The following is a 12,822-nucleotide window of genomic DNA, read 5'->3' as shown; positions in this document are numbered from 1 at the left end:
CGTCCCTCACGGCCCACGATAGGGACACGGGCCGTACCCGTCCTGCCACTTGGCACCACTTTCCCCACGCCGCCCAGTCGCAGGCCGTCAGCGGAGCCGGGTTCAGTCGTCGGTGCGAAGGGCGTCGAGCAGCATCGGCAGTGAGGCGTGCAGCTCGCGCTCCCAGTACGCCCAGCCGTGGGTGCCCGGCCCGTAGAAGTTGGTGGTCACGTGCTTCGCGCCCACGCGTTCCAGCTCGGCGGCGAGGGCGTGGTTCTGCCGGTTGAAGTCGGCCTCGAGGTCGCTCGTGCCGCCCGGTGGGTCCAGAGGGCCGGTCGTGCCGTCACCGCACGACAGGTACACGGGAACCGACTTGAGCCGCTCGGCCAGGTAAAAGGGGTCGTGGGCCTGCCAGATGCGGCGCTGGGCGACCGGGTCGCCCCAGACCCGCAGCGGGTCGTTGCCCTGGCCGGCGAAGAATCCCATGATGCGGTCGACCGACTCGTCGTTCAGGAGCGGATGCGCCGAGCCGGAGTACGCGGCGGTCGCCTTGAACATTCCGGGGTGCCGGGCCGCGTACTGCAGGGCGCCCTGGCCCCCCATCGACAGTCCGGCCACGACGCGGTTGCTGCCGGCGCCCCAGTGACGCTCCAGGAGCTGTCGCAGTTCCACGGTGTGGAAGGTCTCCCATGCGGGGTCGCCACCTCGGCCGTGGTTCCACCAGTCGCTGTACCAGCCGTTCCAGCCGGCTTCCGGCATCACCACAAGGACGTTGCGCAGCCTGCCGGTCTCGGCGACATCGGTCCGGCTCGTCCATGAGGTGTAGTCGCCGCAGCAGCCGTGCAGCAGCCAGAGGGTCGGCCAGTGCCGGTGTCGGTCGCTCGGGTCCCAGCCGTCGGGGGTGAGCAGGCGGACCTTGACCGTCCGGCCGCCCAGGGCCTGCGACCGTACCGACAGGTCCACCTGCCGGTCCGCGACCGGGGTGACCGCGACGACCTCGGCGCCGCGCGGCGACGGGGAACGGAAGGCGTCGGCTTCATGCTCCCCGGCGACGGTGGTCGCCCAAGGCGCCGTGGGCGGGGCGGCGAGCGCCGGAGCGGTCGGCGTGAGGGTGGCGAGCAGTACGGCGAGGACGAGCAGGAGACGGGTTCTCAGAGTCGGGACGGCGGTCACGGTCGCGATCACGGCGGCTCCCTGCGATGCGGATCGTTGCTGCCTGAACGGTTCGACAGAGCTGCACCGGCACTCCACCTCGGCGATGAGTCGCGCATGACAATAATAACGAGTTTCGCCCCGGAGTGATCGTACCCGTGTCGCAGCAGCCCGCGGCGCAAAAAAGAAGGACCCCAGATGAACTGGGATCCTGTTGGTGTCCGAGGGGGGACTTGAACCCCCACGCCCGATAAAGGGCACTAGCACCTCAAGCTAGCGCGTCTGCCATTCCGCCACCCGGACCGGTGGTCGGCCCCGGTTTCCCGCGGCGACAGGGACAACAATACCAGGGGTTCGAGGTGCCCTTCACCCACATATCCCGTGGTCAGGGGTGTCCAAAGGACCCGAAGCCGCGACATGACGGCGTGTGTCCGCCCAGACGCGCAGCGTACGGCTACCTTCGGCAGCGTGAGTCCACGCAACCACCGGCGGCCCCGCGCGCTCTCTCCGCTGCGCGAGCATCTGCGCGACACGTTCTGGTTCGCCCCCACCGTGACGCTTCTTCTCGTGTGCGTCGTCTGGGGCGCTGCGGACACTCTCGACAGGGCGCTGCTGGAGGCGCTCCAGGAGAACGGCGACGACGAAGCCGTCCGCACGCTGACCTCGTGGGCCGAGGACGCCAAGACGATCGTGACCACGATCAGCTCCGCGATGATGACCTTCATCGGTGTCGTCTTCAGCATCTCGCTCGTCGCCGTCCAGATGGCCGCGGGCAACTTCAGCCCGCGTATCGTCCGGATCTTCATCCGGAGCCGGATCAGCAAGCTCACCTTCTCCGTCTTCCTGGGGACGTTCCTGCTGTCGCTGCTCGTGCTCACCTCGTACGACAGCGAGACCGATCCGCGGAAGGTGGTCTCGGTGCCCCTGGTGCAGAGTGCGCTGACACTGCTGGCGGTCGGGCTCAGCCTGCTGCTGTTCATCGCGTACGTGACGCAGACGCTCCAGTTGATGAAGGTCGGACCCGTCGTGGAGCGGGTGACCAGGGAGTCGTTCGCGGTGCTCGACAGGATGCCCGTGCCGGGCGCGGACGCCGCGCCGCTGCCGGCGGAGGAGGCGCGGGTCGGTCACCAGGGGCGGGCCGGGACCCTGCGGGACGTCCATGTCGCCCGGCTCGTGCGGGCCGCGCGGCGCAAGGGGGTGGTCCTGCGGCTGATTCCCCGCATCGGGGACTTCGTCGTGCCGGGGACACCCGTGCTCGCCGTGCACGGCGGCCGGGGCAGTCTGCCGTCGGGGCGCATCCTGCGGTCCGCCGTGTCGGTGGGCGTGGAGCGGACGTTCCACCAGGATCTCGGGTTCGGGCTGCGCCAGTTGTCCGACATCGCGCTGCGGGCGCTGTCGTCGTCGGTGAACGACCCGACCACGGCCGTGCAGTGTGTGGACCGGATCGTGCAGTTCCTGGCGGCGCTCGCCCACCGGCCCCTCGGAGCCGTGCACCACCGCGACCGCGCGGGCGTGGTGCGGCTGGTGCAGGACGTGCCCGAGTGGGCCGATCTCGTCGATCTCGGCCTCACCGAGATCCGGGCGAGCGCCGTCGGCGCTCCGCAGGTGTCCCGGCGGCTGATGGCCGGGCTCGACGACCTGCTGGTGCTCGTACCCGAGGCGCGGCGCGAGCCGCTGGAGCGGCATCGCGCGCTGCTCGTGCTGGCCGTGCGGGCCGCCCTGCCCGAGGCGGCCGAGCGCGCGTTCGCGCTGGAGCCCGACCGCCAGGGCATCGGCTAGGAGCCGCAAGGGCCGCGACAGGACTCAGGCGTTGAGCTGGTACTCCGGGAAGTTGCCGGGCAGCCGCTCCCCCGCCGGACCCTTCGGTTGCACGGCCACGGGTGGCCGCGGCCGGCCGGGAGACCGGTCACCGCGGCCACCCGGCCCTGTGCGCGGGGCCGTTACGAGAGCTGTCCGTCGTAGTCGGGCAGCTTGAACGTGCGCTCGGCGTGGCCGCCGACGAGGTCGGTGGTGTTGTTGCCGATGTTGGCGATGATCGTGTAGCCCTTGGCCTCGATCTCGGCGCGCTTCTCCGTCTTGTAGGCGCTGACCTCGTCGAAGAGGTCGGGCAGGTCGCGCACGTACAGGCCGTCGACCGGGTAGCCGGTCCTCTTCAGGTTCCAGTCGGTGAGGGAGTGGATGATGCCGGGGCGCGCGGTGACGAAGAAGACGGCGACGCCGCGGGAGTCGGCGTAGCGGGCGAGGTCGCGCATCTGGGCGATGGCCGGGGTGGGCAGCTCCCAGAACGGGTGGAAGTGCGTCTCGAGCGAGGTGTTGTCGATGTCGAGGACGATCGCCCGCTTCTCGCCGGACGCGTCGGCCGTGCGCTGCTCGATGTACGGGCGGGCCTCGGCGACGACGGCGGCGACGTCGCGCAGCCAGGTGTCGTAGTCGACGCTCTGCGTCCGTACGGCGGTGGTCGTCGTGGCCGCGGTGGTCGTCGTGGCCGCGGTGTCCGCGTGGGCGGTGGCGGCAGGAAGGACGGCGCCGAAGGTCAGGGCGGCGGCGGTCGCAGTGGTACCGACCGTCCGAATGCGTGCATGCATGGGGGGTTCTCCTGGGTGTGGAGGCGGCTCAGGAAGCCCGTTCGGCCGTGATCGGCCGAACGGGTTGACATGCTCGCGCTTAATGATGGACGGAAGGCGACGTTCTTACTACCGGCCGGTAGCCTCTTTTGTTCTCCGGGTGCGGCGGACAGGCGGCCCGCCCGGTGGGCCCCAGGCCACCGGGCGGGCCGCTGCCGGGTCAGCGGCGGGCGCGCAGAGCCGCCAGGTTGTCGTAGCTCTTCCGGGCGACCTCGAGCGACTGCGCCGGATTCGTGGCGCTGGGCGCACCGTCGTGCTCGATCATCGGGTTGTGGTAGTTCTTCGCCCCCACCCGCCTGAAGAACGTGCGGTAGTCGATGTCGCCCTCGCCGAACGTCACCATGTCGTAGCCCTGGCCGTTCTGGGTGTTGACCGTGCCGTCCTTGGCGTGGAACAGCGGGTAACGGGGGTTGTGACGCACCACCAGGCCCGCCGGGTCGAAGACCTGCTCCCGCGTGGATCCGTCGTAGGCGGTGTAGGTGTGGAACTTGTACTGGGCCACGTGCGCCCAGTAGACGTCCATCTCCAGCCAGACCACGCTCGGGTCGGTCACCTCCAGGAAGTACTCCAGCTTGCGGATGCCGGAGCTGCGGGTCGGGCGGCCCTGGGCGTCGAGGGGGCCGCCGTCGAGCAGGAATCCGTACGCCGAGTCGTGGTTGTGGGTGTAGAGCTTGACGCCCTCGCGGCGGGCGATCTCGCCGAGAGCGTTCCACTTGTCCGCGGCCACGTCCCAGTCCGCCCGGTAGGAGCTGCCGGTGGGGTCGCCGCCGGTGCCCATGTGGGGCATGCCCAGGATGTTGGCGATCTCCAGATGGCGCTTGAAGGTGTCGAGATCGGCGGTGGTCAGGGGCCATGAGCTCGGGATGAAGCCGTGGTTGCCCTGCGCCCGGAGCCCGTACTCGTCCAGCCAGGAGCGCAGCAGCTTGGCGCCCTCCACCGTCTCCAGGTTCGCGCCGCCCGGCGCGTTCGCGTGCTGGCGGTAGCCGGCGAACTCCACCTGGCGGTACCCGTAGCGGGCCAGCTGCTCGAAGACCTCGCGGAAACCGGACGGCAGAGCGGTGGACATCGGGTCGCGGCCCGTCGCGTCGCGGACGGTGTAGAGGATGAGACCGCGCTTGTGCGGCGGGATCAGGGCGGACCGGCCGTCGTCGCCTTCTCTGTCGTCCCCGGCGGCCTGTGCCAGGGCGGGTGAGGCCCCGAGGACGGGGGCCGCGATCGCCGCGGCAGCGGCGGCGGTGCAGGTGCTGAGGAAGCGGCGGCGGCTGACGCCGAGGGCGCGGCGCAGGCTCTCGTCGGTGGCGGTCTCTTCGTTGAAGGCGGTCACGGCATTCTCTCTCTCACTTCATGGGAACACGGATACCGGCTGCGCTGCCGTCTCTCTCGAGGCCGGCCAGACGGAGCAGCAGGGACTTCACATCGGTGGCCGCGGTGCGGCCGGACACGGCGCGGGGGGTGGAGCACAGGATGAGCGGACCTTCTTCGTCGCTCGCGGGGAGGCGGCCATGGCTGCCGCGGATGGGTGCGGGATCGAGGGGCACGACCGCGAGCCGGTAGCGCATGCCCAGCTTCTTGCGGGCCACGGCGGTGGCGGCCCTGAGCCGGACGTAGGGGTCGTGGGGGTCCATGAACAGCTCGACGGGGTCGTAGCCGGGTTTGCGGTGGATCTCGACGAGCTGCGCGAAGTCGGGGGCGCGGGCGTCGTCGAGCCAGTAGTAGTACGTGAACCAGGCGTCGGGGTCGGCGACGGCGACGAGCTCCCCCGAGCGGGGGTGGTCGAGGCCGTTGGCCTTCTTGCCCTCGTCGCCGAGGATCTCGTCGACGCCGGGCAGGTCCCGGAGGACTTCGCGGGTGATCTCGAGGTCCTCGGGGCGCCGGACGTAGACGTGGGCGAGCTGGTGGTCGGCGACGGCGAAGGCCCGTGACGCCATCGGGTCGAGGTACTCCATGCCGTCCTGGGTGTGGACCTCGAGGAGCCCGGCGCGACGCAGGGCGCGGTTGATGTGGACGGGGCGGCTGACGCGGGTGATGCCGTACTCGGACAGGGCCACGACGGTGCGGCCCTCCTGCCGCGCGTCCTTGAGCAGGGGGCCGATGACGGTGTCGAGTTCGGCGGCAGCCCGGTGCGAGCGGGGGTCGTCGGGACCGTAGCGCTGGAGGTCGTAGTCGAGGTGCGGCAGGTAGCACAGGGTCAGGTCGGGGTGGCGGGTGCGCATGATGTGGCGGGTGGCGTCGGCGATCCACTGGCTGGAGACGATGTCCGCGCCCGGCCCCCAGAAGTGGAAGAGGGGGAAGGTGCCGAATTTCTCGGTGAGTTCGTCGTGGAGGGCCGGCGGCCGGGTGTAGCAGTCGGGCTCCTTGCGGCCGTCGGCGTAGTAGACCGGACGGGGCGTGACGGTGATGTCGGTGTCGGCGCCCATGGCGTACCACCAGCAGATGTTGGCGACGGTGTAGCCGGGATGGGCGCGGCGGGCGGCGTCCCAGATCTTGTCGCCGGAGACGAGGCCGTTGTGCTGGCGCCACAGCAGGACGTCGCCGAGCTCGCGGAAGTACCAGCCGTTGGCGACGATGCCGTGTTCGGCGGGGAGGGTCCCGGTGAGGAAGGTGGACTGGGCGGCGCAGGTGACGGCGGGCAGCACGGTGCTCAGGGCGGCCTGGGAGCCCGCGGCGGCCAGCGCCTTCAGCTGGGGCATGTGGTCGAGGAGCTTGGGGGTGAGACCGACGACGTCCAGGACGAGAAGGGGGGTGGGGCGTCGGGTGTCGTTCATGGCAGTTCCTTGAGGCCGAGGTCGGTCAGCAGGTCGCGGGCCAGGGTGAGTTCGGCGGCGATGCCGTCGGCGAGCTGGGTGCGGTTGCGGGGCCGCAGCTCGGGCGGGAGGGCCTGCCAGGTGTAGGTCTCGACCTCCAAATGACGGGTGCGGGGTACGGGGCCGCCGACGAGCCGGGTCAGGGTGTCTTGGAGCACGGGCAGGGTGGAGGTGAGCGGCGGTGCGGGCGGCGCGTGCAGGGGGACGTGGAAGTGGGCGCGCCAGGGGGCGCCGTCGGGGAGGGCGTCACCGGCGACGGCCTCGGCGAGGTCGTCGGTGCCGCGGAGCCCGGCGGCGGTCCGGGTGCGGGTCTGGTGCAGGAAGCGGGGCTCGGCGAAGGGGGCGAGGGCCTCGCGCACGTCGGGCAGGTGGGGGTGTTCGGCGTGCAGGGCGGCGGACAGCTGGGCCTTGGGGATGGTGACGCCGGCGGCGGTGAGCGCGGCCAGGGCGGTCTCCGGTTCCTCGAAGGAGGTGGCGAGATGGCAGGTGTCGACGCAGATGCCGATGCGGTGGCCGGCGCCGATATCGGTGAGGGGGCCGATGGCGTCGGCGGTGGTCTCCACGGTGCAGCCGGGCTCGGGTTCGAGGGCGATCCGGATGGATCGTCCGGTCAGTTCCTCGAGGACGTCCAGCCGCTCGGCGAGCGTCGTCAGGGCGGTGCGGGCGATGCGGGCCGACCGCTCGTCGAAGGCCGTGCGCCAGGCGAGCGGCAGCGTGGAGATCGTGCCTTCGGTGACGTCGTCGGGCAGCAGAGCGGCGAGGAGGCGGGCGAGGTCGGTGGTGTGGGAGAGGCGTTCGGGGTCGGCCCAGTCCGGCTTGTAGACGCGGTACTTGACCTCGTCGGCGCCGAAGCCCTCATAGGGGAAGCCGTTGAGGGTGACGACCTCCAGTCCGCGCCGGTCGAGTTCGCAGCGCAGGCCGCGCAGGGCGGCGGGGTCGTCGATCAGGGCGTGGGCCGCGTCCCTGGCGAGCCACAGCCCGATGCCGAGCCGGTCCCTGCCGAGGCGTTTGCGGACGGGTTCGCTGTGGTCGCGCAGCTGGGCGAGGACACCGTCGAGGGTCTCGGCGGGGTGGACGTTGGTGCAGTAGGAGAGGTGGACGGTGGACCCGTCGGGGTGGCGGAAGCGCATCCGGGGCTCCTCCCGTCATTCCCCGCCGCGGAGGATGGAGTTGCCCTCGTGGAGTGCTTCCGGGGCGGGGACGTCGAGCTGGAGACGGCCGCTGAGGCCGTAGAAGGCGACCGGGTTGCGCCACAGGACCTTGTCGACGTCGTCCTCGGTGAAGCCCGCGGCGAGCATCGCGTCCGCGACCTTGCGGGTCTTGAGCGGGTCGCTCTTCCCCCAGTCGGCGGCCGAGTTGACGAGGACGTTCTCCGTTCCGTACGTCTTCAGGATCGTGACCATGCGGTCCTCGTCCATCTTGGTGTCGGGATAGATGGAGAAGCCGAGCCAGCAGCCGCTGTCGACGGCGTGCTTGACGGTCGTCTCGTTGAGGTGGTCGAGCAGGACGCGCTCGGTGGGGAGGTTCGACTCGCGGACGACGTCGACGGTGCGGTGGAGTCCGGCGAGCTTGTCCCGGTGCGGGGTGTGGACGAGGGCGGGCAGGCCGTGGTCGGCGGCCAGTTGGAGCTGGGCGGCCAGCGCGGTGTCCTCCGCCGGTGTCATGGAGTCGTAGCCGATCTCGCCGACGGCGACGACGCCGTCCTTGACGAGATAGCGGGGCAGGGCGTCGAGGACGGGTGTGCAGCGGGGGTCGTTGGCCTCCTTGGGGTTGAGGGCGATGGTGCAGTGGTGCGCGATGCCGTACTGGGCGGCGCGGAAGGGTTCCCAGCCGAGGAGCGAATCGAAGTAGTCGAAGAAGCCGGCCGGGGAGGTGCGGGGCTGGCCGAGCCAGAACGACGGTTCCACGAGGGCCCGGACGCCCGAGGCGTACATGGCCTGGTAGTCGTCGGTGGTGCGGGAGGTCATGTGGATGTGGGGATCGAAGATGCGCATCAGAACTCCTCCTCGGGCTGCTCGGTGGACGGGGCGGGGGGCGTGACCGCGGGTCCCGGCCGGTCACCGGTCAGGGTCAGCACACGGGAGAGGTCCGCAGGGACGTCGCGGCCAGTGGCGCCGCGTTCGGCGGCGAAGTCGGCCAGCATGCGGGCGAGTTCGCCGTCGCCGGCGGCGCGCCGCTCCAGACCCGCCACGGCGTCGACGGGGACGCCGGTGAAGAGGCACTTGAGGACCGCGTGCCGCCAGGCGTGCGGATCGAGGTGGCTCGCGGCATAGGGACCGACCGCGGCGGCGACGAGCCGGGTGTCGTTGGTGCGCAGCGCGTCGTCGACCAGCGGCAGGGCGTGGGGGCCGTGGACGAGCACGGGCAGGGCGAGGAGCACGGCGCGGCGCTCGGCGGCGCTGCCCTGCTGGTAGAGGCGCGTGAGGGTGTCCAGCCCGGCGCGGGCCTCGCCGAGGATCAGGATGCGGGCGGCGTCGGCGTGCTTCTGGCCGCAGTGCCGGCCGGCGGCGGCGAAGCGCAGCTCCCAGGTGTGTGCGGCGTACGGGGAGGGGGCGTCCGGCGGCGAGGCGGCGGCCTCGGCGGCTTCGGTGAGGGCGTCGCCGAGCCAGGCACGGGCGGTGTCGTCGAGCTGCTCCTCGAGTTCCTTGCGGGACGGTGCCGGTGGAGGCGTCACGATGCCGGTGCTCCCTTCGTGCGGGCTGTGCGAGCGGTGCGGTCCGGGTCTGCCGTGCGTGGCGTGTCTGCCGCGCGTGCTGTGTCTGCCGCGCGTGCTGTGCCTGCCGTGCCCGCCGCGCGGAGGAACTCGATCGAGGTGCGGGCGAGTTCGGGGCCCGCGTGGGAGTGGCGGGGCAGTTCGACGACGGTGAGGCCCTGGTATCCGCCGGCGGCGAGGGCGTCGAGGACGGGAGGGAAGTCGATCTCGCCGTCGCCGAAGGGGAGGTGCTCGTGGACGCCGCGGCGCATGTCCTCGATCTGGACGTGCCGCAGCCAGGGGGCGGCGTCCCGGATGCAGTCGGCCGGGGGCGCGGGTTCCAGGCACTGGCAGTGACCGATGTCGAGGGTGAGGCCGAGGGGCGCCGGGTTGCCGAGCACGGTGCGCAACCGGTGGAAGTCGTCGAGGGTGGCGAGGAGGTGCCCGGGTTCGGGCTCGATCGCGACGGGTACGCCGGCCGCCGCGGCGGCGTCGAGTACGGGCCAGAGCCCTTCCTCCAGGTGCTTCCAGGCCGTGTCGGCGCCGGTGCCGGGAGGAGTGATGCCGCTGAAGCAGTGCACGGCGTGGGCGCCGAGCTCTGCGGCGACGTCCACGGCGGTCAGGAGCAGCCCGGTGCGGGCGGCGCGGGCGTCGGGGTCGGGGTCGAGGAGCGAGGGTCCGTGCTTGCGGCGGGGGTCGAGGACATAGCGGGCGCCGGTCTCGACGGCACAGGTCAGGCCGAGTTCGCCGAGCCGGCGGGCGACGCGGGTGGTGCGGGCGGCGAGGTCGGGAGCGAGCGGGTCGAGGTGCATGTGGTCGAGGGTCAGCCCGACGCCGTCGTATCCGAGGTCGGCGAGCAGGGCGAGGGCGTCGTCGAGGCGCAGGTCGGTGAGGCCGTTGGTGCCGTAGCCGAGGCGGAGGGCGGAGGGGTGGGTGGTCATGTGGGGCTGACCTTCCGTGCGAGCTTGCGGGCGACGGGCACGAGCCCCATCACGGCGAGGCCGGTGAGGGCGGCGCCGGACCGGGCGGCGAGGGCGGCCTGGAGCGGGATCATGGCGCGTATCCCCCCACCGACGGCGCGCTGGGTGAGGGACGGCGAGGGGTTGAGGGCGGCGTGCAGGTAACCGGTGGCGGCGGTACGCAGGTACGCGGCGGCGAGCAGGGCCTGGACCGTGGCCGGCGCCCTGCCACGTGGACGCGCTGCGAGGGCGCCGAGCACGGCGGTGCCCGCCAGGGCCGAGACGGGCGCCAGGGTCGAGCCGCCCTGTGCCTCGTGCCGGGACACGGAGGTGACGGCGTACGTGTGGGCGGCCAGCATCGCGGCGGCGGGCGCGGCGGCGCGCAGGGTGGATCGGGGTGGGGTGGAGGATCCCCCGCCCCACCCCTCCCCGAAACCCTGACGGGACACCAGGGGCCGCGCCCCCGGCCCCCGAACGGCAGCTCCGCGCCGTGCCACGGGGACGAGCGCCGCAGACGGCACGACGCCGGTTCCGTGCGACGGCCGGCGGGCGGACGCCACGGAGGGCGCAGAGGCGCGCAGGGTGAATCGGGGTGCGGTGGGAGATCCCCCGCCCCACCCCTCCCCGAAACCCTGACGGGACACCAGGGGCCCCGCCCCCGGCCCCCGAACGGCAGCTCCGCGCCGTGCCTGCGCGGCCGGCATGACCCGGTCCCGCCGCGCGCACGGAGCAACCGCGTCGCCGCTCCCCCGGACCCCGGCTCCGCGCCGCGGCACGGACGGCAGGACGCCGGCTGCGTGCGGCCCCCGGCCGCGTCGCGCCGCCGGGGTGGGCCGTCGGGTTGCGGACAACGTGGCGGTTGCCCCCAGGAGCAGGTCGAGTCCGCGGGCCGCCGCCATCGCGGCGGGGCCCGCTGCCGTGTGCTTGAGGCGGAGGTCGTACGCCCAGACCGCGGCCGACAGGGCCGTGGCCACGGCCAGGGCGGGACGGCCCGCGCGGGAGGCGAGGGCGAGGCCCGCCGCGGTGAGGGCACCGGCCGCCGCGAGGGCCGCGCCCGGTGCGATGCGGCCCGAGGGGATCGGGCGGTGCGGACGGTCGACGGCGTCCTCGTCGCGGTCGGCCCAGTCGTTGAGCGCCATGCCCGCCTCGTACAGGCACAGGGAGGCGCCCACGGCCAGTGCCGTGCCCCGGTTGGGGCGCAGCCCGGCCGCGGCCGCGCCCGCGAGGGCGTCGCCGGGGACGGTGAACAGGGCGGAGATCCGCAGCAGTTCGGCCCAGTCCCGCAGCGTGGCACGGCCCGGCGGCCGCGCTGGCGGGCCCACGGCCTCGGGCGACGAGGAGGCCGCGGCGAGGCCGCGGGACCGGGGTCGCGCGGCCGGGGGCGCGAGGCGGGACAGCAGGGAGCGGATCACCGGGTCTCCCGCAGGCGGTCGGCGAAGGAGAGGAGCGCGGTGAACTGCTCGGACAGGCCCGCCGGGCCGCCGTCCGGGTCCTTGAAGTAGAAGCCCAGTTCGGGCAGGGGCCCCGAGATGCCTGCCTCGTGGGCGCGGGCGACGAGGCGGGCCAGGTCGAGGACCAGGGGTGCGGCGAGTGCCGAGTCGCAGCCCTGCCAGATGGTCTGCAGGACCATGCGGGAGCCGAGGAAGCCGTCGAAGGCGATGTGGTCCCACGCCGTCTTCCAGTCGCCGAGCGCGGGGACGTCGTCGATGTGGACCTCTCCCTCGGGACTGTGGCCGAGGGTGTCGGCGAGGACGCGTTCCTTGCCGGCGTTCTTGGCGGCCGCGGCGGCGGGGTCGGCGAGGGCCGCTCCGTCTCCGCCGCCCAGAAGGTTGGTTCCGGACCATGACCGTACGGACAGGGCGCGCTGCACGAACATCGGGGCGAGGACGGAGCGGAGAAGGGTCTGGCCGGTCTTGCCGTCGCGGCCGGCGTGGGGAAGTCCACTGGCCGCGACGGCGTCGGTGAGGGCGGCGGTGCGCAGCCCGGTGGACGGGGTGAAGTTCACGTAGGGGCAGCCGGTGCGGACGGCGGCGGCCGCGTAGAGGGAGCTGGGTGGCAGCCGGACGGCGTCCGTTCCCGGGAGGGGTTCGGTGGAGGACACGTTGACGACGACGACCCTGGCGAGCCGGTGTCGCTCGCGGAAGGACTCCAGGTCCGTGGCGAAGGCGGCGATGAGTTCCTCGTCGGTGCGGGTGTCCCCGGCGAGCGGGCCGCCGGGGCGTATCTCCCGGTCGGCGGCGGCGAGGTCGGTGCGGACGGCGCCGGCGAGGCCGTGCGGGAGGACGCCCGCTTCGGTGAGGTGCTCGGCCCGCTTGGGCAGCGGGCAGCTGGCGGTGTCGTGGCCGCCGAAGACGAGTGAGGGCAGGGAGGGCAGACCGGTGCCGGTGAACGGCGCGGTCTCGGTGACCATGCCGGTCGGCGGATGCAGTCCGGCGGTCACCGCGGCGCATCCGGCCACCGCGGTGGTGGCCACCGATCCGCGTGCTCCGACGAACCAGACCCCGGTACGTGCGGTTCCCCGGCCGACCCGGGGCTCCGTTGCGTTCCCGTCGTTGTTCACGGGCTGCCTCCCTGCCATGTCGATGTTCCGATGGGGATGGAGGACGGCGGGC

At 72.8% G+C, this 12,822-nt stretch carries 11 protein-coding genes and 1 tRNA gene; 1 reads left to right on the top strand and 11 read right to left on the bottom strand.

Annotated elements, in window-relative coordinates; genetic code table 11:
* Nucleotides 1-102: 102 nt before the first annotated feature.
* Together ACWD0A_RS10140 and ACWD0A_RS10135 are read right to left on the bottom strand one after the other, a co-directional pair.
* Nucleotides 103-1,164 carry an alpha/beta hydrolase gene (locus tag ACWD0A_RS10140; RefSeq protein ID WP_451296462.1) on the bottom strand — a complete coding sequence of 354 codons (1,062 nt, stop codon included), beginning with the start codon at nt 1,162-1,164 and terminating at the stop codon, nt 103-105.
* 182 nt (nt 1,165-1,346) lie between these two features.
* Nucleotides 1,347-1,434 (bottom strand) — tRNA-Leu (locus ACWD0A_RS10135).
* A gap of 165 nt (nt 1,435-1,599) precedes the next feature.
* Between ACWD0A_RS10135 and ACWD0A_RS10130 the strand changes: the two genes are divergently transcribed.
* Nucleotides 1,600-2,910 carry a DUF2254 domain-containing protein gene (locus ACWD0A_RS10130; protein WP_451296460.1) on the top strand — a complete coding sequence of 437 codons (1,311 nt, stop codon included), beginning with the start codon at nt 1,600-1,602 and terminating at the stop codon, nt 2,908-2,910.
* Nucleotides 2,911-3,071: 161 nt separating this feature from the next.
* On the opposite strand, the gene ACWD0A_RS10125 is transcribed toward ACWD0A_RS10130, so the two are convergent.
* The 9 genes from ACWD0A_RS10125 to ACWD0A_RS10085 all read right to left on the bottom strand — a co-directional run bounded on the left by ACWD0A_RS10125 (nt 3,072) and on the right by ACWD0A_RS10085 (nt 12,770).
* Nucleotides 3,072-3,716 carry an HAD family acid phosphatase gene (locus tag ACWD0A_RS10125; RefSeq protein ID WP_451296458.1) on the bottom strand — a complete coding sequence of 215 codons (645 nt, stop codon included), beginning with the start codon at nt 3,714-3,716 and terminating at the stop codon, nt 3,072-3,074.
* Between the two features lie 199 nt (nt 3,717-3,915).
* Nucleotides 3,916-5,079, bottom strand: a complete 1,164-nt coding sequence (locus ACWD0A_RS10120; RefSeq protein ID WP_451296456.1) for a sugar phosphate isomerase/epimerase family protein — start codon at nt 5,077-5,079, stop codon at nt 3,916-3,918.
* A 13-nt stretch (nt 5,080-5,092) separates the two neighbouring features.
* Entirely contained in the window at nt 5,093-6,520 is a 1,428-nt protein-coding gene (locus tag ACWD0A_RS10115; RefSeq protein WP_451296454.1) for an alkaline phosphatase family protein, read from the bottom strand.
* A complete protein-coding gene (eboE, locus tag ACWD0A_RS10110) occupies nt 6,517-7,689 on the bottom strand; it encodes a metabolite traffic protein EboE (RefSeq protein ID WP_451296452.1) in 1,173 nt (390 codons plus the stop codon). The genes ACWD0A_RS10115 and eboE overlap by 4 nt, the downstream gene beginning before the upstream one ends.
* A 15-nt stretch (nt 7,690-7,704) precedes the next feature.
* Nucleotides 7,705-8,553, bottom strand: a complete 849-nt coding sequence (locus tag ACWD0A_RS10105) for a TatD family hydrolase (protein ID WP_451296450.1) — start codon at nt 8,551-8,553, stop codon at nt 7,705-7,707.
* Nucleotides 8,553-9,233, bottom strand: coding sequence for an EboA domain-containing protein (locus ACWD0A_RS10100; protein ID WP_451296448.1), 681 nt, complete (start codon nt 9,231-9,233; stop codon nt 8,553-8,555). Before ACWD0A_RS10100 ends, ACWD0A_RS10105 begins: the two co-directional genes overlap by 1 nt.
* Nucleotides 9,230-10,192, bottom strand: a complete 963-nt coding sequence (locus ACWD0A_RS10095; protein WP_451296446.1) for a sugar phosphate isomerase/epimerase family protein — start codon at nt 10,190-10,192, stop codon at nt 9,230-9,232. The genes ACWD0A_RS10100 and ACWD0A_RS10095 overlap by 4 nt, the downstream gene beginning before the upstream one ends.
* Entirely contained in the window at nt 10,189-11,622 is a 1,434-nt protein-coding gene (locus ACWD0A_RS10090) for a UbiA family prenyltransferase (protein WP_451296444.1), read from the bottom strand. The genes ACWD0A_RS10095 and ACWD0A_RS10090 overlap by 4 nt, the downstream gene beginning before the upstream one ends.
* Nucleotides 11,619-12,770 carry an inositol-3-phosphate synthase gene (locus tag ACWD0A_RS10085; protein ID WP_451296442.1) on the bottom strand — a complete coding sequence of 384 codons (1,152 nt, stop codon included), beginning with the start codon at nt 12,768-12,770 and terminating at the stop codon, nt 11,619-11,621. The genes ACWD0A_RS10090 and ACWD0A_RS10085 overlap by 4 nt, the downstream gene beginning before the upstream one ends.
* Between the last annotated feature and the right edge of the window lie 52 nt (nt 12,771-12,822).

This window comes from Streptomyces sp. NPDC002867 (assembly GCF_053591895.1).
This window is presented reverse-complemented; position numbering and strand designations above follow the sequence as displayed.